Source organism: Hymenobacter saemangeumensis (assembly GCF_039541835.1).
Lineage (GTDB): Bacteria > Bacteroidota > Bacteroidia > Cytophagales > Hymenobacteraceae > Hymenobacter > Hymenobacter saemangeumensis.
The window spans coordinates 19,508-43,219 of sequence record NZ_BAABGZ010000003.1; the positions used below are offsets into that span (position 1 = coordinate 19,508).

Below are 23,712 nucleotides of genomic sequence, written 5' to 3' on the forward strand. Positions count from 1 at the left end.
CCCACGGAAACCCCACCCCCGGCCCCTCCCCTCCGGGGGAGGGGAGCCAGTTTTGAAAAGGCGGTGCTCACAGCAAGATGAATTCCAATAAAAAGCCCCGTAGCAGTTGCTGCGGGGCTTTTTATTGGAATTAGCAAGTTAAAAGTCGTCTGGCTCCCCTCTCCCGGAGGGGAGGGGCCGGGGGTGGGGTTACGCCGGCTGAATCTCAAACCCGGCTTCCTTCACGGCGGCCTTCACCTTTTCGGTATCAACCGAATCGGAATTAATGGTCAGAATCTTGTCGGGATTGGCAGTGTCTACCTGCCAGTTGCCGGCGCCCACCTGCTCGTTGAGCGTGGGCGTGACGGCGCGGATGCAGTTGCCGCAGTTGATGTTGGTTTTGAACTTCAGGGTTTTCATGAGATAATAGGCTAGGGCGCCCGGCAAGGCGCGGTTGAGGAAGGAACAATTAACGACGGGGCCTGGTGCAGAAAAAAGAAGGCGGATTCGGAGAGAGCGTCCCCCTTGTACGATGGAAGCGCAGGCACCTGCTAGTGATGGCGCAGGCCGCCGCCCAACAGATGCTTTAGAATTACCAGCCCCAGCAGGAGCAGCAGAGCGGCCAGCACGTAGCCCCCGGTGCCCCAGCGGGCGTCGGCTGCCGGCCCGGCCGGGCTGTGGGACGGCGGCGCCGGCTGCCGGGGCCGGCCAAACGGTGTGCGGCCCCAGGGGCGGTACACCGAGATGAGCACCAACCCGAGCAGCAGCAGGGCCGCGGCGCCGGCATCAAGTACCATTTGCAGGCGCAGCCCCCGGTGCAGGGCAGGCAGCATTCCGCCGCTGCTCACCACGCCAGCCAGGAAGCCGATGGGCCGCAGGTGCAGCAGCAGCAGGGCCGTGGCCGCCACCGTCAGCACCAGCTTCACCAGCACCCAGTAGTGCCGGAACAGGCCCCAGTGGGTGCCCAGGGCCTGGGCTACGCCGGTGAGCAGGGCGCCCAGGCTGGCGGGCACAATCACGAAAAAGGCGCTCAGCTCCATGGCCTGGTAGGCCGCGCGCACCAGCTGGGCATCGGGGCTGCGCAGGCCGGCCAGGGCCAAAGCCAGGAACACCAGCACGGCCCCCAGCCAGCCCACCGAAAACGTGAGGTGGGCCGTGAGCAGCAGCTTGCGAAAACCGGGGGAGAGCGTCATTGCGGAGCTATAGAGCTACAATAAGAACACAAAAGTACCCGGTACGGCCAGCCAATGCGGTACAGAATTGCGCCGGGCGCTTACAGAATTTGTGGTGTCGGCGCCCCGGGGCTCACCAGCCCGCCGCCCTGTTGGCTTTTGAAGTACTGTGCCAGCGCCCGGCGGCCCACCAGCCGGAACACCAGCGGCGTCACCACCATGTCGAGCAGGGTGCTGGACAGCAGGCCGCCCAGAATGACCGTAGCCACGGGGTAGAGAATTTCCTTGCCCGGCGCATCCTTGGCCAGGGTCAGCGGAATCAGGGCCAGGGCGGCTACCAGGGCCGTCATCAGCACAGGCACCAGGCGCTCCAGGGAGCCGCGCACTATCATGTGGTCGGAGAAGGCTTCGCCTTCCTTTTCCACGAGGTGGATGTAGTGCGAAATCATCATGATGCCGTTGCGCGAGGCAATGCCGGTGAGGGTGATAAAGCCCACCAGCGAGGCAATGCTGAGCGTGCCGCCCGTGAGCAGCACCGCCGCCACCGAGCCAATCAGGGCCAGCGGGATGTTGAGCATAATCTGCCCCACCATGAGGCTGGAGCGGAAGTGCGAGAACAGCACCAGGAAGATGCCGATAAAGGAGAAGATGCTCAGCCAGAGGATGCGGGAGCTGGCGGTTTGCTGGCTTTCAAACTGCCCGCCGTAGGTGAGGTAGTAGCCGGCGGGCAGCTTCACCTGCTCCTGCACGCGCTGGCGCAGCTCCTTCACCGTGGAGCCCAGGTCGCGGCCGGCCACATTGAGCGAGAGCGTGATGCGGCGCTGGGTGTTTTCGTGGTTGATGGTGTTGGGGCCGGGCTCGTAGCTCACGTCGGCAATGGCCTTCACCGGGATAAAGCCGCCGCCGGGCGTTTCGAGGCGGGTTTCGGCAATCTGGCTTAAGTCCTGGCGCTGGGCTTCGGGCAGCTTCACGATGAGGTCGAAGCTCTGCTGGCCCTGCAGGATGCGCGATACCACGGCGCCCTGGAACAGGGTTTCCAGGTCGCGCACCACCTCGCCCCGGGCCAGGCCGTAGGCCCGGATGGCCTCGTCGCGGGGCTTGATGAGCAGCTGCGGCACCTGCACCTGCTTTTCCACCTGCAGGTCGACCACGCCGGGCACGCCGGCCGCCACCCGCCGGATGTCGTCGGCGTAGTGGCGCAGCTCCAGCAGGTCGTTGCCGAACACTTTGATGGCCACCTGGGCCCGCACCCCGCTCAGCAGGTGGTCGAGCCGGTGCGAGATGGGCTGGCCGATGTTGATGCTCACGCCCTGCAGCAGGCTCAGGCGCTGGCGCAGGTCGGCCAGGATTTCGTCCTTGGGGCGGCGCTCCCGCTTCTCAGCCGCCAGCTCCTCGTCGGTTTTGAAGGTCACGTCAATCTCGGAGTTGTTGACGGACTCGGCGTGCTCGTCGAGCTCGGCGCGGCCGGTGCGGCGGGCGGTGTAGGCCACCTCGGGCACGGCCAGCATCTGCCGCTCGGCCAGGGTGCCCAGGCGGTTCGACTCGGCCAGGGAGGTGCCGGCCGGAGCCGAGAAGTTGACCGTGAGCGAGCCTTCGTTGAAGGGTGGCAGGAACTCGGTGCCGAAGAAGGGCACCGCGGCCAGCGCGGCCACGAACAGCAGGCCCGTCAGCCCCAGAATCACCTTCGGATGCGCGAAGGAGAAGTGCAGCAGCCGCGTATCACGCGCCTTCAGCCAGCGCACCAGGCGGGTGTCTTCCTCAGCTTTCAGCTTCAGCTTGGGCAATAAGTAATAGCACAGCACCGGCGTAACGGTGAGCGACACAAACAGCGAGGCCACGATGCTGGTGATGTAGGCCACGCCCAGCGGCGCGAAGATGCGGCCCTCCATGCCCGAGAGGGCAAACAGCGGGATAAACACCAGCACCACGATGATGGTGGCGTACACAATGGAGTTGCGCACCTCGGAGCTGGCCTCGTAAATCACCTGCAGCACCGGCCGGGGCTGGGGCAGCCCCTGGTTTTCGCGCAGGCGGCGGTACACGTTTTCCACGTCCACGATGGCGTCGTCGACCAGCTCGCCGATGGCAATGGCCAGCCCGCCCAGCGTGAGCGTGTTGATGCTGATGCCCGCCGCCCGAAACACCAGGGCCGTGACCAGCAGCGACAGCGGAATGGCCGTGAGCGAAATCAGCGTGGTGCGCACGTTCAGCAGGAAGGCAAACAGCACGATGACGACCAGGATGGCGCCGTCGCGCAGGGCCTCCTCCACGTTGGTGAGCGAGGCGTTGATGAACTCGGCCTGCTGAAACAGGCGGGTGTTGAACTGCACGTCCTTCGGCAGCGAGGGCTGCAGGTCTTTCAGGGCTTCCTCTACCTGCCGCGTCAATTCCTGGGTGCCGGTGCCGGGCTGCTTCTCAATGCTGAGGATAACGGCCGGGCGGCCGTTCACGCTGCCGTCGCCGCGCTTGAAGCGGGCCCCGAACTGCACCGTAGCCACCTGCTTCACCGTCACGGGCGAGCCTTCGCGGTAGCCCACCACGATGTTCTCAATGTCTTCCACCGAGCGCAGGCGGCCCAGGTTGCGAATTAGTACCTCCGAGCCGTTGCGGTCGAAGAAGTTGCCGGTGGTGTTGAGGTTGCTCTGGCGCAGGCTCTCCTCCAGCTGGTTGATGGTGAGGCCGGCCGCGTTCAGCCGGGGCAGGTCGACCAGCACCTGGTACTGGCGCTGCTCCCCGCCAATGGGAATCACCTGGGCCACGCCGGGAATGCTGAGCAGGCGCTGGCGCACGGTGTAGTCGGCCAGGGTGCGGAGGTCGGCGGAGGAAGTAGCCCCACCCCCCGACCCCTTCGCCGCTTGATGCGCGGAATCCTGCTGGGAGGGGGAGCCTGGCGACTTTTCTTCTGTTTTTGCCTGAGGGCTGCCTGGGGCTGGCTGCCCATTGTTCATTGCTAATTGCTCATTGTTAACTGTTAACTGTTCACTGTTAACTGTCAACTGTTCACTGTTCACTGAAGACGACATGCCGACCAGCATTATCTGGCCCATAACCGAGGAGATGGGGCCGAGCACCGGCGTGATGCCGGGCGCGAGCTGGCCTTGCACAGTTTGCAGCTTTTCGGCCACAATCTGGCGGGCGGTGAAGATGTCGGTGCCGTAGTTGAACTCCACGAACACCATGCCCAGGCCCACGGTGGAGTTGGAGCGCACGGCTTCCACGGCGGTGGCGCCGTTGAGGGAGGTTTCGACGGGGCGCGTTACCAGGGCTTCCACTTCCTCAGGGGCCATGCCCTGGGCTTCGAGGAACACCGTCACGCGGGGCCGGTCGAGGTCGGGCAGCACGTCGACGGGCAGGCCGCGCAGGGTGCTGAACCCGGCAATGAGCAGGGCCAGCGCAAAAGCCAGCGTGAGCAGCCGGTTTTCGAGGGAAAATCGGATTATTCGGTCGAGCATGGATGACACCCCACCCCCCGGCCCCCTCCCCTTCGGGAGAGGGGGAGCCACGGCAGCGCAGGCGGTTTTCGTTAAAAGTGAAGAGTTAAAAGAACTGCCGGAGGCTGATGGAGCTAATGGAGTTGATGGAGTTTTAACTTTTAACTCTCAACTTTTAACTCCAGCCTTCTATTGACTTAAGTACACTGACTTGAGCTGGTAGGCGTGCTGGGTTACCACCCGCTCGCCGGGCTGCAGGCCGCCCAGGAAGGCCGTCTGCTGCGCATCGGCCGGCCCGGGCTGCACGAAGCGCAGCTTGAATACCTCGGGCGCAGTATGCACAAACACCGCTGGCTTGCCGTTGATGTCGGTGACGGCCGCGGTGGGCACCGTCAGCTGAGCCTTGCCGCCGCTGGTTTGCACGCGCACGTTCACGCTCTGGCCGGGGCGCAGCGCGGTGCGGCCGTCCACTGCCAGAATCAGCTGCCGGGCCTGGTTCACGGGGTTTACCACGTTGCTGAACGACACCAGGCGGGCGGGCACCGCGCCTTCGCCCTGCAGGCCTTCCACCACGAAGCGGGCGGCCTCCCCCACCGTGCTCAGGTCGGCGGCAAACACCTGGGCCTGCACGTAGAGCTTGCTGGGGTTGATGACGCGCATCAGCTCGTCGCCCTGGTTTACCTGCTGGCCCGGCGCCAGGGTGAACACGTCGACGGTGCCGCTGACAGGCGCCGTGAGCGTGACGCGGCGGCCGGCCTGCTGGGTTTGAATGGCCACGTTCTGCCGGGCCTGGCGCAGGCGCAGCTCGGCGGCTACCACGTCTTTGCGGGCGGCGATGTCGGCAATGCTTTGCAGGCGGCGGTAGTCCTGCTCGGCGGCGCGCAGCTCGGCCTGGGCGTTGGCGCGCTCTGTGGCCAGGCCAATCTGCTCGGTGGCGGCCAGGGTCTGGTCGAGCACGGCCAGCACCTGCCCGGCCTGCACCTGCTGGCCTACGCGCACGCTCACGCTGGCCAGGCGGCCGGTCTGGGGCGCCACGATGCGGCCCTCCCCGCCGGGGGCGGCCGTCACCTGCCCCAGCAGGGTGCTGCGGGTGAGCAAGGTGTCGGTCTGCACCCGCTGGGTGCGGATTTCAAAGAGAAACTGGCTTTCCTTGGGCATCAGCACCTCGTCGGGGGCCCCGCCGCTGGCGGCCGGCTTGGCCGCGGCGCCGTGGTCGTCGCCCCCGTGGGCGGCAAGGGGCCGGGGCGTGGGCAAGAGCGTGGCCAGCAGGCCGGTGAGGGCAAGTGCGGTTAGAGCTTTGGTGGCGGTTGTCATAGTAGGATGTGTTTTTAGACGTGAGACGTTAGAATCGTTCTGACAGAAGAACTTTCTCATGTCTAACGTCTCATGTCTAATGTCTAAATTCCGGCGTCTCTCCTCCGCATCAGCAAGGCCGTCAGCCCCATGCCGGCCAGGAACATGCCGGCCAGCAGCAGACCGGTTTTCCAGGTCAGCCAGGGCTGGGCGGCGTCTTCGTGCTCGTCGTGGGGCAGCTCCTTGCCTACATCAATGCCTTTGAGCAGCAGCAGGTCGGCCTGCTCGCCGGCGCTGAGGGTAACGGTCATGCTGTAAGCCTGCTTTTTCGGGAAGCTCCCCTCGATGAGGTATTCGCCGGGGCCGCGCTCGGTAGCCGTCAGCTTCACGGTATTGTCTTCGGGCACGGTCAGGGCCAGCTTCGCGCCGCGAATGGGGGCGTTGGTAGCGAAGTCGGCGATAAACAGGCGCAGGTGGGCCGGCTCGCCGGGCTTCAGGGGCTCGTAGCGCAGCAGCAGCTCAAACTGCTCGGAGGCGGCGAAGGTGGAGAAGTAGCTGGGGCCGGCCGCGCCGCTGGGCTTGGCTTCGGCGCCGTGGTCTTCGCCGCCGTGGGCCAGCACGGGGCCACCCGTCAGCAGAAAAGTCAGCAGCATCAGCAAGAGAAAGCGCATGTTCATTGGCCTTGCAGGTAGTTGAGTTGAATAAGGGCTTCCTGGTAGCCGCGCACGGCGTCGAGGTAGTCGGTGCGAATCTGGAAGGCCTGGTTGACGCTCTGCACAAACAGGTAGTAGCTCACTTCCCCCGCCTGAAACAGGCGCTGGGCGGTGCGGATGATGGTAACGGCCTGGGGCAGGCCGGTTTCCTGGTAGTAGCGCAGGCTGGCCCCAAACTTCCGAGCGTCGGCCAGGGCCTGCTGGTACTGGCTGTTTTGCTCCAGGGCCGCCGCCTCGCGCTGGGCGGTAGCGGCCCGCAGCCGGGCCTCGGCGGCCTGGGTGCGGCTGCGGTTCAGAAAGAAGAACACCGGCAGCGTGAGGCCCGCCTGCAGCCGCTGAATCTGCGGCGTTTCACGCGGCCCCTGGTTGATGTAGCCCAGGCTGAGGCCGGGCAGGTTGCGGGCCCGGGCCAGGCGCAGGTTCTGACGGCTCACCTCGATGTTCTGGGTGTACAGGGCCCACTGCGGGCTGCCGCGCAGCTGGGCCGTGTCGGCCACGTCGATGAGGGCCAGCGGGGCCTGGCTGGGCAGGTTGGCCGGCCGGCTCAGGTCGGTGCCGGTGGCCAGGTCGGCGGTGGGGCGGCCCAGCAGCAAACCCAGGCGGCGCTGGGCGGCGCGGCGGTCGGCCTCGGCCTGCTGCACGCGGTTGCTGGCCTGGCGCGACTCCGCCGCCGTGCTCACCCGCTGCAGGTAGTCGACCTCCCCCGCCGCAAACAGCCGCTCCGAGGCCGTAGCCAGGGTACGCAGCAGGCTGTCCTGGCTGCGCAGCTGCTGCTGCCGGGCCTCGGCCACCTGCAGCGCCAGGTAAGCCAGCCGCACGTCGCGCCGCACGCCGGCCCGCGCCACGGCCAGGCTGCGGTCGGCCAGCTCTACCTGCGCCCGGCCTACCCGGGCCTGCCGCGTGTACACGGTCGGAAAGTCGAACAGCTGCTGCACGCCCAGGGTGAAAAACTCCCCGGTGGGGCTTTCCACGGTCAGCCCCGGGTTGAGCAGCGAGAAGGAGCCGCGCCGCAGGGCCTCCTGCTCGCGCCGCTCCTCGCCCGACTGCCGCAGCAAAGGACTGGCCCGCAGCGCGCCGGTCAGCACGCTGTCCAGGGGCAGCACCAGCTGCTGAGCCCCGGCCGGGCCCAGCCCCAGTGCCAGCAGCAAGCCGGCTATCAGAATTCGTTTCATTCTTTAGTTGACAGTTGTTCGTTGTCAGTTGTCAGCTTGTTCTGGAGATGCTGCCGCCAAGGCAAGGCTCTATTTGGCGCTTGTCCTGGAAAGGCCGCTGCCAGAGCAAGTTGATTTGTCAGCCTGCGCTAGCCAGGCAGCCGTCAGAACATCCCTGACAACTGACAACCAACAACTGACAACTAAGCAGTCTTACCCTTTCTTTTCCAGGTTCATGCCGCACACCGGGCACTTGCCGGGCTTGGTGCTCTTGCTGCCCTCGCAGGCCATGGGGCACTCGTACACGGCGCTTGTAGCCTGCGCGGCCTGGTCGCCGCCGTGCTGCTTAAGCCAGGCCTGGAACTGCGCAATCTCCTTTTTCTGCTCCTGAATCATGGTCTGGGCCATTTTCTTCACCTGAGCGTCCTTGCCCAGGTCAATCACGGCCTGGGCCATGTCGACGGCGCTCTGGTGATGGGGAATCATCATCAGCGCATAGTCTTTGTCGACGTCGCCGGTGGGCGTAACGGGCTGCATCATCACCTTCATGGAGGCCGTCATGCGCTGCTGGTACTTGTCGCTGGCATTGGTAGGCTCGTAGTTCTTCGCGGCCGCGTCCAGGCGCTCGGCCGCGGCATTCAGGGCGCTAATTTCCTGTTTCTGGTCGTCGAGAATCTTCTGGGCGATGCCCTTGAGGGCGGGGTCCTTGCCCTCGCGCAGCAAGACTTCCGACATCTCCACGGCGCCCTGGTGGTGGGCCATCATCATGTGGGCGAAGTCGTGGTCGGTGTTGCCGTTGGCCTTGAAGTCGTGCATGTCCTGCATCATCTTGGCCATGGCGCCGGTAAGGCTGCTGCCGGCCGCGGCGCCCGCGCCGTGCTCCATGTGGTGCTGATGGGCCGAGTCGATGGTGGCTTCGGTTTCGGCGCTGGCCGGCTCATTGGATTCGCGGATGGGCTTCTGCTCGCCGCAGCTGCTGAGCAAGGAGGCCGCCAGGGCCAGGGAAAGAAAGAACGGGGCTTTCATGGGTTCAGAGTTTAGATGTTGGGGGTAATAAGAAAAGGCGCCGACGCGGGCAGCACCGGAATGGATACGAAGCCGCGCCGGCTAGCGGCTTAAGCTACACCGTAGCCGGGGCCACATTTACAGTGAAGTCGGCGGTATGAATTTGCCCGCCGTGGTTGAACTGCAGGAATACGCGGTAGCGGCCGGCCTGCTCGAACATGGTCTGGAAGCCGATTTTCGGGCCTTTGTCGGCCTGGTCCTGGGGGTGTACGTGCAGGTACTGCTTGGTGTCTTCGCTGATGACCACCATGTGGCCCAGGGCCCCGAGGTAGTTCTCCAGGTCGGTCACCGGCTGGCCGTTGCGGCTTAGCGTGACGGCAAGGGCCAGCGACTGTCCCACCTGGGCCGGCTTGCTGAAGCTGAGCGTGGCCTGGTAGCCGTTCTTGCTCCACTGCAGCTGGTCGGCCGAGAACTTCACCGCCGCCTTTTTCGGGCCGGCCACGCTTACGTCCTGGCGCCCCAGCTGGTGGCCGGCGCCCTCGGGCTGGTAGTCCTGGTACAGTACGTAGTCGCCGCCGCTCTTAAAAGTAAACGGCACGTCGTAGCGGCCCGAGGCCTTGAACTCCGGGTGCTCGTGGTAGAACTCCGACAAATCCTTGCTCACGATGATGAGGTGGATTTTCTTTTCGTGCACCACGGCCAGCGGCACCGGGGCCGCGGTATTGTTTTGCTCCTGGGGCTGAAACGACAGCGTAGCCGCTTGGCCTGCCGTGAGCTGAGCCGGCGTCGTGCTGAAGGCCATGCTGTAGGTTTTGCCGTTGCTCACGGCGCCGTCGGTGTGCTCGAGGTGCATGCCGCACTTGGGGCAGTCGCCGGGCTTGTCGCTCACCACCTCCGGGTGCATGGGGCAGGTGTAGGTGTGGGCGCCGCTGTGGGCCGCGTCGGCAGCAGTGGCCTCATCGGCCTTTTTGTTGTCGGAAGAGCAGGAAGCGAAGGAAAGAACCGTGGCCGCAGCCAGGGTGAGGATTGAGATGGATTTCATGTTTTTTTTGATGATGGTTCCCGCAGAGGGGGCCGAGGCTGGCGCAGATAAGGCAGGCTGCTCTGGCGGAAGCAGAACACCTGCTCGGCTAACTTATTGGTCGGCAGGGGCCCGTCGCCACAAACGCAGGCGGGCCAGGTCGGGGGCAGGGCCAAACAAAAAGGCCCGGCCCCTTCCCCACGGGGAAGCGGCGCAGACCTTAGCAGGCACGCACGACTAGACGGTCAGGGACCGGAGGAAAACCCGTAAGTCGGGGATTTTGGGGGGCAGGTGCTGCGGGGGCACCAGCGTAACCGGGGCCGAGGCATCCCAGGCCACAAAGCGGGCAAAGGTGAAGCTCTGTGCCGGCGGCAGGCTAAGCAGCGCGGGCGCGTCCAGCTGCTTGCCCGTGGGCGCGTCCACCGACTTCAGCACCACCGATTTATGCTTGCAGCAGTCGTCGGGCTTCTCGCTCGCAGGCATGGGCTTGGTGCTGCGGCTCTTCTGCTCCTTGCCCAGCTTCTTGCAGCAGGCGTGCGGGTCGGGCGCGGTGCTTTTGGCGGCTACGGCTTGGGCATTGCCGACGGGTACTCCCATGGCCAGGCACAGGCATTGCTTGGCCAGCAGGTGCAGAAACACCACTAGCAGCAGCGAGGCCGTCGTACGCTTGGTTATGGGAGAAAGTCGGAACATAGGGATTTGCGAACGACAAAAGTAGGGACGGAGTTCTTTCCCGTCAATTGGCTTGACTGGCGCACGGCACCACGCCTTGACCAACTGCAAAGAGAAAAAAGGGCCAGCCGCGTGTTTTTCCGGGCATTAGCGCCCTGGCGCGGTCATCCGGCCTCAGAAATGTTGCAAGCCGCTGGCTGAATTATGCCCCCCTTTGCCCGGCGCTTGCCAGGGCCCGACAAATCTTACAACTCCAGGCTGGAATTGCGCACCAGTACCGGGGCACCCGTCCGCTTCCTTTGTCGTTGAATAAGCACTTACCCAACCGGCCTCCCGGCCGCCTGCTCATGAAACCAACGCCCACTGCCCCCGAGACGGCCGCCCCTGCGGCCACCGAAACGGCCACCCTTAACATTGAGGGCATGACCTGCGCCTCCTGCTCCAACTTCGTGGAGCGCGCCCTCAGCCGCACGCCCGGCGTGCAGCGCGCCGTGGTGAACCTGGCCACCGAGAAAGCCACCATCGACTTCGTGCCCGCCCAGATAAACCGCGCCGGCCTGAAAGCCGCCGTGGAGCAGGCCGGCTACGGCGTGGCCGAAACCGCCCAGCCGGCCGCCGCCAGCCCCCTGGCCAGCGACGACGAGCTGGAAGCCCGCAAAGCCCTGGCCTACGCCCGCCTGCGCCGCCGCTTCTGGGTGGCCACGGCCCTTGCCGCTGTCATCATGCCGCTGTCTATGCTCATGCTATGGCCGGCCCTGATGCAGCGCATCTCCATGCCGGTGCTGAACTACGTGCTGCTGGCGCTCACCCTGCCCGTCATTTTCTACAGCGGGCGCGAGTTCTACGTCTCGGCCTGGAACGGGCTGCGCCACCGCACGGCCAGCATGGACACCCTCATTGCCGTGGGCACCGGCGCGGCCTTCGCTTTCAGCCTGGTGGCTACCATCGTCCCCGGCTGGCTTACCAGCCGCGGCATCGCGGCCGAGGTGTACTACGACACCACGGCCACCATCATTGCCCTCATCCTGCTGGGCAAGGTGCTGGAAGCGCGGGCCAAGACGCGCACCTCGGCCGCCATAAAGGCGCTGCTGGGGCTGCAGGCCCGCACGGCCCGCGTGCTGCGCGGCGGGCAGGAAGTAGACATTCCCATCGAGCAGGTACAGCTCAACGACCTGGTGGTGGTGCGCCCCGGCGAGAAAGTAGCGACCGATGGGGTGATGGAGGCCGGTCACTCGGCCGTGGACGAGTCCATGCTCACCGGCGAGAGCCTGCCGGTGGAAAAGAAAGCCGGCGACCCGGTGTATGGCGCCACGCTTAACAAAACCGGCTCCTTCCGCTTCCGCGTGACCAAGGTGGGGGCCGAAACCATGCTGGCCCAGATTGTGAAGCTGGTGAGCGAAGCCCAGGGCAGCCGCGCCCCCATTCAGCGCCTGGCCGACAAGGTCAGCGCCGTATTCGTGCCGGTGGTGGTGATTATTGCCATCCTCACCTTTGTACTGTGGTTCGACTTCGCCCCGGAAGCCACCCGCCTGCCCCTGGCCCTGGTCAACTTCGTGGCCGTGCTCATCATTGCCTGCCCCTGCGCCCTGGGGCTGGCCACGCCCACGGCCATCATGGTGGGCACCGGCAAAGGCGCCGAGCACGGCGTGCTGATTCGCAACGCCGAAGCCCTGGAAAAAGCCTACCAGGTCGACACCGTGCTGCTCGACAAAACCGGCACCATTACCCGCGGCGAGCCCGCCGTAACCGACTTCCTGCCCCTACCCGGCCTTGCCGCCACCGAACTGCTGCCCCTGCTGGCCGCCGTGGAGCGGCAGAGCGAGCACCCGCTGGCCGCCGCCGTGGTACGCTATGCCGACGAGCAGCAAAGCAGCCAGCTTACCGCCAGCAGCTTCCAGGCCGTAGAAGGCCAGGGTGCCAAAGCCAGCGTCGAGGGGCGCAGCATACTCATCGGCAACCGGCGCCTGCTGCGGGAGAATGGCGTGGCCATTACCCCCGCCCTGGAACAGGCCGCCGCCCCGCTGCTGGCCCAGGCCAAAACCGTGCTCTACGCCGCCGTGGACGGCCAGCCTGCCGCCCTGCTCGGCGTGGCCGACACCCTGCGCGACACTTCAGCCGCGGCCATTAAGGAGCTGCAGCGCCAGGGCCTGGAAGTGGTGATGATGACCGGCGACAACCCCCAGACCGCCGCCGAAGTAGCCCGGCAGGTGGGCATCAGCCGCTTTTTTGCCGAGGTGCTGCCCCAGGACAAGACCGGCAAGGTGCAGGAGCTGCAGGCCGAAGGCCGCCGCGTGGCCATGGTGGGCGACGGCATCAACGACGCGCCGGCCCTGGCCCGGGCCGATGTGGGCCTGGCCATGGCCACCGGCACCGACGTGGCCATGGAAGCCGCCGCCATCACCCTCATGCGGGCCGACCTGATGGGCGTGGTGACGGCCATCGCACTGTCGCGCCACACCATGCGCACCATCCGCCAGAACCTGTTCTTCGCCTTTATCTACAACGTGCTGGGCATTCCCATTGCCGCCGGCCTGCTCTACCCCTTCACCGGCTGGCTGCTCTCGCCCATGCTGGCCGCCGCCGCCATGGCCCTGAGCTCGGTGTCGGTACTGACCAACTCGCTGCGCCTGCGCGGCTTTTCTGTCAATTAAAAATTATGAATTAAAAATTGAAAATGAGCCGGCAATGAGTCCTTTAATCCGTCATAAAGAAGCTTTGTGGAAGTCATTAGAACGTCACGGAAAGAACGTCATGCTGAGCGCAGGCTAAGCATCTTGCCGGCGGCAGTAATTCTCCTTAAAAAGGGTTTACTCTCGTGGTAGAGATGCTTAGCCTGCGCTGCGCTGCGCTGCGCTCAGCATGACGGTTAAGATTGGGTTTTGACACTTACTAAACTGCTTCAAAGCCATGACTTCCATCAAAAAAGCTCCTCCACAAGAAATATAATAATACAGGTTATCACCCGGCCCTGCCGTCAATTTTTAATTCATAATTTTTAATTTTTAATTAAAAAAAAAATGGACACCTCCCAGCTTCTCGTAACCATCCTCGGCCTGGCTCTTATCGCCTTCGTCGTCTGGTTTTTCTTTTTTGCGCCGCACCAGGTAGCCAGCGCCGTTTCCTCCGCCACCGGCGTGCAGCAGGTCGATATTACCGTGAAAGGCGGCTACTCGCCCGATGTGATTGAGGTGAAGAAGGGCCAGCCCGTGCAGCTCAACTTCTACCGCGACGAGGAAAGCAGCTGCTCGGAAGAGCTGCTGCTGCCCGACTTCCAGATACGGCGGGAGCTGCCGGCGTTCCAGACCACGGCGGTGGAGTTTCTGCCGCAGCAGGCCGGTAAATTTGAGTTTACCTGCGGCATGCACATGCTGCGGGGCAGCATTGTCGTCGTATGAACCCCACCGCCCCTTTAGCCCCGCCCGCGCCGGATAGCACCCGCCTCATCATCCGCAACATGGTGTGCGCCCGCTGCGTGGAAGCCGTGGAGCGCACCCTGACGCAGCTGGGCCTGCCCCTGCGCCAGGTGGTGCTGGGCGCGGCCGACGTAGCTGGCCCGGTGCCCGACCGCCCCGCCGTGCAGGCGGCCCTGCAGGCGGGCGGCTTTGAGCTGGTCGACGACCCGACCCGGCAGCTGGTGGAGCAGATAAAAGCCATTGTGGTGGAGCTGATTCATTACACGCCGGCCGCCGAGCTTCGGCAGAACTTTTCCGTGTACCTGAGTCAGCGGCTGGGGCGCGACTACCACCAGCTCTCGCAGGCTTTTTCGGCCCTGGAAGGCCTCACCCTGGAGAAGTACATCATCCGCCAGAAGGTGGAGCGGGCCAAGGAGCTGCTCAGCTACCAGCAGGCCACGGTGGCCGAGGTAGCCCGGCAGCTGGGCTACAGCAGCGCAGCCTACCTCACCAACCAGTTCCGGCAGGTGACGGGCCTCTCTCCCACCGAGTTCCAGCAGCTGGGCCCCGGCCAGGCCGGCCGCCTGCCCCTGGACAACCTTGGCTAGGCCTGCCGCCGGGCCCGGCGCTTGGGTAGTTGTTGCCCCCCCTGTGCTTTTAGCTCATGCCGGCTCCCATTGAACTTAAGACGCGCACAGCTTACTTCCGCCCGGACTTGCAGATGATGGTTGTGCGCTGACACACGCATGCCCCGCTGGAAGTGGTGCAGGCCGATTCTGCTCAGATGCTAGCAGCGGCGAAAACCTTCGGCGCCAGCGACTGGCTATTCGATGTGCGCCGCCGGGATACGGTAACCGTGGAGCTCAGCGCGTGGTGCAGCAGCACGTTTTATCCCCAGGCAGCCAGCCGGCTAGCGCCCCGCCGCCTGCGCCTGGCGGTGCTCAGCTCGCCGGCCATGAGCGAAATCTACCGCACCGACCCCGACCAGAAAAAGTTTGTAGCGCTGTCGCAGGCCCCGAGCCAGCATTACGACATCGACCTGTTCAACAACGAGGGCGAGGCCATGCAGTGGCTGCGGCCCAGCTTGCTGCCGTAAGCTTTCCCGGGCAGTTTTTTTATTGTGGCCCGCTACCGGCTGCAGGCCGCATTGCAAACGATTGGGCCGCGCTGCCGCCCAGGGCCTTAAGCTCGGCATTTGTAACACCACGGGCCAGCGCGCGTTTGCAGGACTATGAACGAACCTGACTATTCCCCTTCTTTCCTGCCCCTTTACGAGTGCCGCGGCCTTCGGCCGGCGCTCAGCCCAGCGGCCTTGACCCCAGCCGGGCAAGGCTGATTTTTTATACTATTCTATTCTGCCCATGCGGCAGGCCCGCCCCGCGCGGGCCTGCACGGCATGGCCTTTTGGCTATTTCTATTGATGACACAGGAACAACTTCGACTTTCTGATACCACCGCCGGCAACGCTGCCTGGAAAAAATTTGGCCCCTACCTCACCGAGCGGCAGTGGGGCACGGTGCGCGAAGACTACTCGGCCGACGGCAACGCCTGGGACTTCATTACCCACCACATGGCCCGCAGCCGGGCCTACCGCTGGGGCGAGGAAGGCCTGGCCGGCATCTGCGACCACCGCCAGCGCCTGTGCTTTGGCCTGGCCCTGTGGAACGGGCAGGATGAGATGCTGAAGGAGCGGCTCTACGGCCTCACCAACGGCCAGGGCAACCACGGCGAGGACGTGAAGGAGCACTACTACTACCTCGACAGCACGCCCACGCACTCCTACATGAAGATGCTGTACAAGTACCCGCAGCAGGCTTTCCCCTACGAGCAGCTGGTGGCCGAAAGTGCCCGCCGCAGCCGGCAGGAGCCGGAGTACGAGCTGCTCGACACCGGCATCTTCGACGAAGGGCGCTATTTCGACGTGTTTGTGGAATACGCCAAAGCCGGCCCCGACGACCTGCTCATCCAGATTACGGCCCACAACCGCGGCCCGGCCACGGCCCGCCTGCAGGTGCTGCCCCAGCTCTGGTTTCGCAACACCTGGGCCTGGGGCCTCGACGACTACCGGCCCCAGCTGCGCGCCACCGGCCCCGGCCGCCTCGAAGCCGAGCACCGCGAGCTGGGCAGCTACCACCTCTACTGCGACCACGGCCTGCCCGGCCTGCCCCCGCCCCTGCTCTTCTGCGACAACGACACCAACGGCCCCAGGCTGTATGGCCTGCCCAGCCAGGGACGCTACTTCAAGGACGGCATCAACGACTACGTGGTGGAGGGCGATGCCGCGGCCATCAACCCGGCCTGCAAAGGCACCAAGGCCGCTGTGCAGTACGCCTTCAGCATTGTGGCGGGCGGCAGCGCCACCGTGCGCCTGCGCCTGAGCAGGGAGACGCATGGCGCCCCCTTCCAGGACTTTGAGGAGCTGCTGACCCGGCGCCAGCAGGAGGCCGACGCGTTCTACGACTGCCTGCAGCAGGACCTGGCCGATGCCGACGACCGCCGCATTCAGCGCCAGGCCTTCGCGGGCATGCTCTGGAGCAAGCAGTACTACTACTACGACATGGCCCAGTGGCTCGACGGCGACCCGGCCGTGCTGCCCCCACCGCCCGGCCGCGACAAAGGCCGCAACAGCGAGTGGCGCCACCTCTACAACGCCGACATCATCTCCATGCCCGACAAGTGGGAGTACCCCTGGTACGCGGCCTGGGACCTGGCTTTTCACTGCATTCCGCTGGCCATGGTGGATGCCGAGTTTGCCAAAAGCCAGCTGCGCCTGCTCACCCGCGACTGGTACATGCACCCCAGCGGGCAGCTGCCGGCCTACGAGTGGAACCTGAGCGACGTGAACCCGCCCGTGCACGCCTGGGCCACCTGGCGCGTGTACCAGATGGACAAAAAGCGCAACAACGGCCAGGGCGACACCTACTTCCTGGAGTCGGTCTTCCACAAGCTCACCCTCAACTTTACCTGGTGGGTAAACCACAAGGACAAAAGCAACCGCAACATCTTCGAGGGCGGCTTCCTGGGGCTGGACAACATCGGCGTGTTCGACCGCAGCGCCCCCCTGCCCACCGGCGGCACCATCGAGCAGAGCGACGGCACCAGCTGGATGGCCATGTACGCCCTCAACCTCATGCGCATGGCCCTGGAGCTGGCCCGCACCAACCCCGTGTACCAGGAAATTGCCGGCAAGTTCTTCGAGCACTTTCTCTACATCGCCGACGCCATGACCCGCAGCGGCGACGGCAACTTCAACCTCTGGGACGAAGAAGACCAGTTCTACTACGACGTGCTACACACGCCCGACGACCGCCGCACCAAGCTCAAGGTGCGCTCCATCGTAGGTTTGATTCCGCTCTTTGCCGTGGAAGTGCTCGATGAGGAGCTGCTGCAGGCCATGCCCGAGTTCAGCCACCGCGTAAGCTGGCTGCTGGAAAACCGGCCCCAGCTGGCGGCCCTTATCTCGAAGTGGCCTGCGGCCAAGGGCGAGCACCACCTGCTGTCACTGCTGCGCCCCGACCGCCTCAAGCACCTGCTGCAGCGCATGCTGGACGAGGAAGAATTCCTGTCCGACTACGGCATCCGGGCACTATCGCGCTACCACCTGGAGCACCCCTACGTGTTCCATACGCCTACCACCGACTTCAGCGTGAGCTACGTGCCGGGCGAATCGGACTCGTCGATGTTCGGCGGCAACTCCAACTGGCGCGGGCCGGTGTGGTTTCCTATTAACTACCTCATCATTGAGTCGCTGCAGCGCTTTCACTACTACTACGGCGACAGCTTCACGGTGGAGTACCCCAGCGGCTCGGGCCAGCAGTGCACCCTGGATGAGGTGGCCACGGCCCTGGCCGGCCGCCTCGCCGCCCTGTTTCGCCGCGACGAGCAGGGCCAGCGCCCGGCCTTCGGCGACAACGCCCTGCTGCAAACCGACCCCCACTTCAAAGACTACCTGCTCTTCTACGAGTACTTCCACGGCGACAGCGGCCAGGGCCTCGGCGCCAGCCACCAAACCGGCTGGACGGGGCTGATTGTGCGGCTGCTGGGGGCCCCCTCAGAACAACGGAAGGAGCATTTTGTCTTCTCCAGCAGCACCATGGCACCAGAACGACTGTAGAGACGCGCCCCTTCGCGTCTCCGGGCCCTAACGGTGCGTCAGCAAATTTATGTCGGCTGCCATTTGCTCAGCCGAACCAGGTTGGACCCGGCGACGGGTAGCCTTCGTCGCCAAAACCCTCCCGACATGGTGTCGGATGCCTCTCGCCGACGCGGAGTGGCATCGGACGCGGCGTCTGGCCCGGTTTGGGCGTGGTAAATGGTAGCAGACGCCTTGAAAACCGGCAGCGGGTATATTTACCGAGGCTATCTTGTAAACCTGCCAGCCACAGCATTTTCCTAGTTTAATATGCACCAGACCCGCCTTTTCGCCCGCAGCTTCGGCTTGGTGTTGTTCACAGTAGCCCTGCAGGCCTTGCTGCCTGTGCCCGCACGGGCACAAGACTTCGGCCCAATAGCCGTATACAACACGAACAATAACTTGGGGAGCGGCTATACCGGCCCCAATGAGGTGCAGCTGGGGGACGTGAACGGCGACGGGCTTCCCGACATTGTGACGACCGACATACAGGACGGCGTGGGGGTAATGCTGGCCTTGGCCGGGGGCGGTTTTGGCCCTTACACCACTTACGCCGTTGGTCCGGGCACCAATAGCGGCGCCCTTAAAGTGGCGCTGGGCGACGTCACTGGCGACGGCCGTCCCGACATCGTGGCCAGCACCTATTACGGGTTGCCCAGCGTGGGGGTGTTGCCGGCCCTGTCGGGCGGAGGCTTTGGGCCCTATACCACTTTGCCGGTGATGTTTAATGTCACCGTTCGGGGGCTGGCCCTGGGGGACATGAACGGCGACGGCCGGTTGGATGTCGTTTCAACCAGCCTATTTGACAATGCGGTGGACGTATTTATGGCGCAGCCGGGCGGTGTCTTTGCCGCTCCCCTTCGCTACACCACCGGCCCTGGCAGCAGCCCCGAAGGCCTGGCGCTGGGCGACGTTAACGGCGATGGCCGACTCGACATCGCCACCACCACCGCCAGCAACAACGGCGGCGCGGCCCTGCTGCTGGCCTTATCAACGGGCGGTTTTGGCCCGCCCACTACCTACCTCTTCGCTGGCCAGCCCCGCAATGTGGCCCTGGGCGACGTCAGCGGCGATGGCCGGCTCGACCTGGTCGTGGCCGGGCAAGGGGCCGCCCAGGTAGGAGTGCTGCTGGGGCAGGCTGGCGGCGGGTTTGGAGCAGCCACTGCCTATCCTTGCGGAGGTGGGGGGCTGGGGATGACGCTGGGTGACGTCGACAACGACGGTTTGCTTGATGTGGTGGTGGCCAATACCAACACCACACAACTGGGGATACTGCCGGGGCGGCTGGGCGGCATCTTGGGGCCGCTGGCAGTGTATTCCACCAACCATACCGCCACTTATAACAACGAGCGCCCTTACGCCGTGGCCGTGGGCGACGTGAACAACGACGGCCGCCCCGACCTGGTGGCGGCGCTGGCAATGGTAAACGAAGTAGTGGTGCTGCTGGCCGTGAATCCCGTGCCCACCGTCACGGGCATGCTGCCCGCGGTGGGGTCCGTTGGCAGCCGCATGACCTTAACCGGGGCCGACCTGACAGGAACGCAGCTTATCCGCTTTACCGGCAGCAACGCCACGGTCAGCAGCGGCTTCAGGGTGAACGCGGCGGGCACCTCCATTAGTGACATTGTAGTGCCCGCCGGGGCCCTTACCGGCCCCATCACCGTACAAAAAGCGAGCGGAGCCGCTACCACTGCCGGCTACTTCAGCGTGCAAAACCCCACCAGCACCTCGGCCGCCACGCTGGCGCAGGCGCTTCATCTGCTGCCTAACCCCGCCCACGCCGCTACCACGGTGGCGCTGGCCCCAATGCCCGGCGCTACCCACGCCACCCTCACCCTGCGCGACGCCCTGGGCCGCACCGTCAGCCGCGAGACGGTAGCCCTGCCCGCCACCGGCCTGCGCCACGAGCTGAGGCTGCTGGGCCTGGCCGCGGGCCTCTACGCCCTGCAGGTGCAGGCCGGCGAAATCCAGGCCACACGTCGGCTGGTAGTGGAATAGGCCGGCTGCCAGGCCCCGTCTTCCCGTAGCTTAGGCACCTCAACGTCTACCTCCGACTAAGCCGATGCGTTTCCCTTTACGCTTTGCCTGCTTCCTGCTGGCTTTTGCTTTACTGCCTCTATACTTCCTGCAGGCGCAAACCACTGCGCCCAGCATCACCCTGCTGCGCCCCGCTGCCGTGTTCGACGGGCAAGACCTGCACCCCGGCTGGGTGGTGCTGGTAGAAGGCGAGCGGATAAAAGCCGTGGGGCCGGCCGACAAGCTGCCGGCGCCCGCCGGTGCTACCACCCTGGAGCTGCCCGGACTGACGCTGCTGCCGGGCATGATTGAGGGCCACTCCCACCTGCTGCTGCATCCCTACAACGAAGCGCAGTGGAACGACCAGGTGCTGCTGGAGTCACAGGCGCTGCGGGTGGCCCGGGCCACGGCCCACGCCCAGGCTACCCTGCTGGCCGGCTTCACCACGGCCCGCGACCTGGGCACCGAAGGAGCAGGATACGCCGACGTAGGCCTGAAGCAGGCCATCAACCAGGGCATTATTCCCGGGCCGCGTCTGCTGGTAGCCACCCGGGCGCTGGTGGCTACCGGCAGCTACGGCCCCAAGCTTTCGGTGGACGTGGACGTGCCCCAGGGCGCCCAGGAAGCCGACGGGCACGACGGCATCATCCGGGCCGTGCGCGAGCAAATCGGCAAGGGCGCCGATGTGGTTAAGGTGTACGCCGACTACCGCTGGGGCGCCAACGAGCCTTCCCGCCCCACCTTTACCCAGGACGAGCTGAACCTGATTGTGAAAACCGCCAACGCCGCCGGCCGCCCCGTGGTGGCCCACGCCGGCACCCCCGAGGGCATGCGCATGGCCACCCTGGCCGGCGTCGAAACCATTGAGCACGGCGACGGCGGCACGCCCGAGGTATTCCAGCTGATGAAGCAGCGCGGCGTGGCCCTCTGCCCCACCGTGGCCGCCACCGACGCTATTGCCCGGTACCGCGGCTGGCGCAAGGCCGACGAGCCCGCACCGGAGCGCATCCGGCAGAAGCGGCAGAGCGTGCAGGCCGCTATCAAAGCCGGCGTGCCCCTGGCCATGGGCGGCGACGCGGGCGTGTTCGCCCACGGCGAAAACGTGCGCGAGCTGGAGCTGCTGGTGCAGGAGTACGGCCTCACGCCCCTGCAGGTGCTGCGCGGCGTCACCAGCGACAACGCCCGCCTCTTCCACCTGGCCGACCGCGGCAGCATCCGCCCCGGCCTGCTGGCCGACTTGGTGGGCGTGGCCGGCGACCCCACCCAGGATGTAAGGGCCCTGCGCCAGGTGCGGCTGGTACTCAAAGGCGGCGTGCTGTACCGGCAGCCGTAGCGAGCCCCGGCACGGGGCCCCAACGGCAACCGGCCCAGAAAGGCGAATCCAAAAGCCCGGCTAACCTTAGCCGGACACTTGCGTTAAGCACTGAAAAACCGGCAGTTTCTAGTTAGAGGCAGCCGGTTTTTCTCGTTTCTCCCACCCTCTTCCTTTCCGCTATGAAACTCTCCCCCCTCCTCATCGGCCTGCTGCTGGCAGCCAGCACCCAAGCCCAGACGGTGCCTTTCGACCCCATGGCGCCCATGCGGGGCGGCAGCCAGAACCAGACCACGGTGCCCCCCGTGAACCCGGCCCTCAACCAAAGCACCATTCAGGGGCCGCCGGAGGTGCAGCGCCCCCTCACCAACCGCGACGCCCAGCCCAGCCGCCTGCCACCTGACCCCGCCGTGTTCCCCGCCGCTACCCCCGAACAGTCGCCCACGGCCGTGCCCGACGTGCGCGAGCAGCCCCTGATACGCGAAGGCGACCACCGCCGGCAATCAACCGACGTGGTGCCGGGCCGCAGCCGCCGCACCCGCAGCAGCACCCTGCCCCAGCCTTAATTCAAAAGCTGTTTAGGAAGTCTAAAATTTAACTACCGGCCGTCATGCTGAGCGCAGCCGAAGCATCTCTACCACGAGAGTGAATCCTTTCGATTGGATTTACTGCTGCGGGCAAGATGCTTCGACTTCGCTCAGCATGACGTTCTAATGACTTCCTAAACAGTTTCTCAGTTAAAAGTTGAGAGTTAAAAGTCAAAAAAGCAGAACGCCTTTTAACTTTTAACTCTCAACTTTTAACTCAAAAAAAGGCCCCGCCAGCAGCTTGCTGGCGGGGCCTTTTTCTTAGCGCTGGCCTTTCTCGGCGTGGGCCTGCAGGTCAGTGCCGTGGCGGCGCAGCAGGTCGGCCAGCTCAATGAGGCTTTTCTTCACCTCATCGGGAGCCGAGGCGCTGGCCTGGCTGGTTTGGTCGCCCAGCAGGTGCAGGCTGCGGCCAATGGCTGAGGGAGCCAGCGCGCCGCTGGACAGCATGGATTGCAGGTTGCCCAGCTCGCGGCCGATGTCCTGCAGCGGGGGCTGGCCGCTTTGCATCAGGTCCTGCTGCCAGGTTTCGGCATTATCGATAGCGGAGCCCAGGGGCAGGCTGGTGAGGCCGTTTTTCAGGGCCGAGATGGTGGCGTTCAGGTGGTCGGAGGTCATAACCGGGGCTAGTGAATGGAAGGGTCGGGAAGGGTGATGGGGGCGTCGACGGAGGTTGTAGTGGGCTTGGGCGTGCGCTTGCCGGCTTTGGCTTTAGCAGAAGCGCTGGCGTCGGCCGGAAGTTTAAGCGGCGGGATGGGCAGGCCGGGCGCGGGTGCCGCCAGCCCCAGCTCGCGCAGGATGGCCACGGCCCGCAGGGCGCTGACTTCCTTATTTTTTATTTCCAGCATGATGTCCATATCCAGGCCATCGAGCTGGGTGAGAAAGCCTCGGAACAGGTCTTCGACAATGGCATCGGTGTGCTTGCCTTTGCGCTCGCCCAGGGCCTGGGAGCTGTAGTCCATCATGGGCACGCCGTCGCGGCCGGGCTGCCAGGTGGCGGCGGCCAGGCGCAAGGCCTCGCGCATGGGCTCGCCGTGGTTGAGGCACTCGTGGTGGAAGTTGTCGAACAGAATGGGCACGCCGGTCAGCTCGTGCAGGCGCAGGCAGTCGCGCAGGCTGAAAAGCCGGTCGTCGTTCTCTACCACTACGCGAGCTTTCACAGCCTCCGGCAGCTGCTTATGCACCGCCGCAAACCGGCTGATGGCCAGGTCCCGGTCGCCGTACAGGCCGCCCACGTGAATCTGCAGCTTGGCCGTGGCGTCCAGCTCCATCAAATCGAACATCGAGCCTTGGTACACCAGCTCGGCAATGCTGCGCTCCACAATGCCCGCGTCGGGCGAGTTGAGCACCACAAACTGGTCGGGGTGGAAGCTCACGCGCAGGTTGTTGGCCTTGATGTAGTCGCCCAGGGCCCTGAACTCGTTCTGGAAGTGCGTCTGCCAGGGAAAGGTGTTGATGGCGTGCGAGCCAAAGGGCACAATGCCCGAGCCCATGCGGAAAAACAGCAGGCCCTGGGCCACGTTCCACTCCAGCATGCGGCGCACGCAGGCCAGGTTGCCGGCCACGGCCGCCTGCACCCGCTCATCGGTATAAGAAGCCAGCCGGAAGGTGGACGCCGCGCTGCAGTCCATGGCCTCGTTCACGCAAGGATACCCAATCTTCATAGCCCGGCTTACGCAGTTATCAGTGAACAGTTATCAATAAGCAGTGAGCAATGAGCGGTAAGAAAGCAGGTGTCAATACGCGGCACGGCCAAGCCTTCCCTTCACTGCTTGCTAGGTTCTGAGGTATAAAACAGAAGAAAAATCAGGCTCAACGGGCAACAGTGACAGCTTAGCT

At 64.9% G+C, this 23,712-nt stretch carries 19 protein-coding genes; 8 read left to right on the forward strand and 11 right to left on the reverse strand.

Features of this window, described 5'->3' with window-relative positions; all coding sequences use genetic code 11:
- Window positions 1-189: 189 nt before the first annotated feature.
- From ABD919_RS00265 to ABD919_RS00305, 9 genes are all read right to left on the reverse strand, one after another.
- Window positions 190-399 (reverse strand): heavy-metal-associated domain-containing protein, encoded by a 210-nt coding sequence (locus ABD919_RS00265; RefSeq protein WP_345232704.1) that lies wholly within the window; start codon window positions 397-399, stop codon window positions 190-192.
- A gap of 131 nt (window positions 400-530) precedes the next feature.
- Window positions 531-1,172 carry a hypothetical protein gene (locus ABD919_RS00270; protein ID WP_345232706.1) on the reverse strand — a complete coding sequence of 214 codons (642 nt, stop codon included), beginning with the start codon at window positions 1,170-1,172 and terminating at the stop codon, window positions 531-533.
- Window positions 1,173-1,252: 80 nt separating this feature from the next.
- Entirely contained in the window at window positions 1,253-4,603 is a 3,351-nt protein-coding gene (locus ABD919_RS00275; RefSeq protein WP_345232707.1) for an efflux RND transporter permease subunit, read from the reverse strand.
- A gap of 168 nt (window positions 4,604-4,771) precedes the next feature.
- Complete coding sequence (locus ABD919_RS00280; RefSeq protein ID WP_345232709.1) at window positions 4,772-5,896, reverse strand: efflux RND transporter periplasmic adaptor subunit; 1,125 nt, start codon at window positions 5,894-5,896, stop codon at window positions 4,772-4,774.
- Window positions 5,897-5,979: 83 nt separating this feature from the next.
- The gene (locus ABD919_RS00285) at window positions 5,980-6,546 is read right to left on the reverse strand and encodes a hypothetical protein (protein WP_345232711.1); all 567 of its coding nucleotides are present in this window, start codon (window positions 6,544-6,546) and stop codon (window positions 5,980-5,982) included.
- 2 nt (window positions 6,547-6,548) lie between these two features.
- On the reverse strand, window positions 6,549-7,760 hold the full coding sequence (locus tag ABD919_RS00290) for a TolC family protein (RefSeq protein ID WP_345232712.1): 1,212 nt from the start codon (window positions 7,758-7,760) through the stop codon (window positions 6,549-6,551).
- A gap of 192 nt (window positions 7,761-7,952) precedes the next feature.
- Entirely contained in the window at window positions 7,953-8,765 is an 813-nt protein-coding gene (locus ABD919_RS00295) for a DUF305 domain-containing protein (protein WP_345232714.1), read from the reverse strand.
- 94 nt (window positions 8,766-8,859) lie between these two features.
- Window positions 8,860-9,786 carry a heavy metal-binding domain-containing protein gene (locus tag ABD919_RS00300; RefSeq protein WP_345232715.1) on the reverse strand — a complete coding sequence of 309 codons (927 nt, stop codon included), beginning with the start codon at window positions 9,784-9,786 and terminating at the stop codon, window positions 8,860-8,862.
- A gap of 216 nt (window positions 9,787-10,002) precedes the next feature.
- Window positions 10,003-10,458, reverse strand: coding sequence for a hypothetical protein (locus ABD919_RS00305; RefSeq protein ID WP_345232717.1), 456 nt, complete (start codon window positions 10,456-10,458; stop codon window positions 10,003-10,005).
- Window positions 10,459-10,784: 326 nt separating this feature from the next.
- On the opposite strand from ABD919_RS00305, the gene ABD919_RS00310 reads away from it, so the two are divergent.
- From ABD919_RS00310 to ABD919_RS00345, 8 genes are all read left to right on the forward strand, one after another.
- Window positions 10,785-13,088, forward strand: coding sequence for a heavy metal translocating P-type ATPase (locus ABD919_RS00310; protein ID WP_345232719.1), 2,304 nt, complete (start codon window positions 10,785-10,787; stop codon window positions 13,086-13,088).
- A 366-nt stretch (window positions 13,089-13,454) separates the two neighbouring features.
- Window positions 13,455-13,832, forward strand: a complete 378-nt coding sequence (locus ABD919_RS00315) for a cupredoxin domain-containing protein (RefSeq protein WP_345232721.1) — start codon at window positions 13,455-13,457, stop codon at window positions 13,830-13,832.
- Window positions 13,829-14,437, forward strand: coding sequence for a helix-turn-helix domain-containing protein (locus ABD919_RS00320; RefSeq protein WP_345232722.1), 609 nt, complete (start codon window positions 13,829-13,831; stop codon window positions 14,435-14,437). The genes ABD919_RS00315 and ABD919_RS00320 overlap by 4 nt, the downstream gene beginning before the upstream one ends.
- A 152-nt stretch (window positions 14,438-14,589) precedes the next feature.
- A complete protein-coding gene (locus ABD919_RS00325; RefSeq protein ID WP_345232724.1) occupies window positions 14,590-14,925 on the forward strand; it encodes a hypothetical protein in 336 nt (111 codons plus the stop codon).
- Between the two features lie 324 nt (window positions 14,926-15,249).
- Window positions 15,250-17,943: an MGH1-like glycoside hydrolase domain-containing protein gene (locus tag ABD919_RS00330; protein ID WP_345232726.1), complete on the forward strand. Its 2,694-nt coding sequence runs from the start codon at window positions 15,250-15,252 to the stop codon at window positions 17,941-17,943.
- A gap of 288 nt (window positions 17,944-18,231) precedes the next feature.
- Window positions 18,232-19,959: an FG-GAP repeat domain-containing protein gene (locus tag ABD919_RS00335; RefSeq protein WP_345232730.1), complete on the forward strand. Its 1,728-nt coding sequence runs from the start codon at window positions 18,232-18,234 to the stop codon at window positions 19,957-19,959.
- Between the two features lie 64 nt (window positions 19,960-20,023).
- The gene (locus tag ABD919_RS00340) at window positions 20,024-21,310 is read left to right on the forward strand and encodes a metal-dependent hydrolase family protein (protein WP_345232732.1); all 1,287 of its coding nucleotides are present in this window, start codon (window positions 20,024-20,026) and stop codon (window positions 21,308-21,310) included.
- Between the two features lie 161 nt (window positions 21,311-21,471).
- Window positions 21,472-21,855 (forward strand): hypothetical protein, encoded by a 384-nt coding sequence (locus ABD919_RS00345; RefSeq protein ID WP_345232734.1) that lies wholly within the window; start codon window positions 21,472-21,474, stop codon window positions 21,853-21,855.
- Window positions 21,856-22,137: 282 nt separating this feature from the next.
- Here the strand turns inward: ABD919_RS00345 and ABD919_RS00350 are convergent, their stop codons facing one another.
- A complete protein-coding gene (locus ABD919_RS00350) occupies window positions 22,138-22,491 on the reverse strand; it encodes a hypothetical protein (protein ID WP_345232736.1) in 354 nt (117 codons plus the stop codon).
- A gap of 8 nt (window positions 22,492-22,499) precedes the next feature.
- Complete coding sequence (gene uvsE, locus ABD919_RS00355) at window positions 22,500-23,537, reverse strand: UV DNA damage repair endonuclease UvsE (RefSeq protein WP_345232738.1); 1,038 nt, start codon at window positions 23,535-23,537, stop codon at window positions 22,500-22,502.
- Window positions 23,538-23,712: the final 175 nt, after the last annotated feature.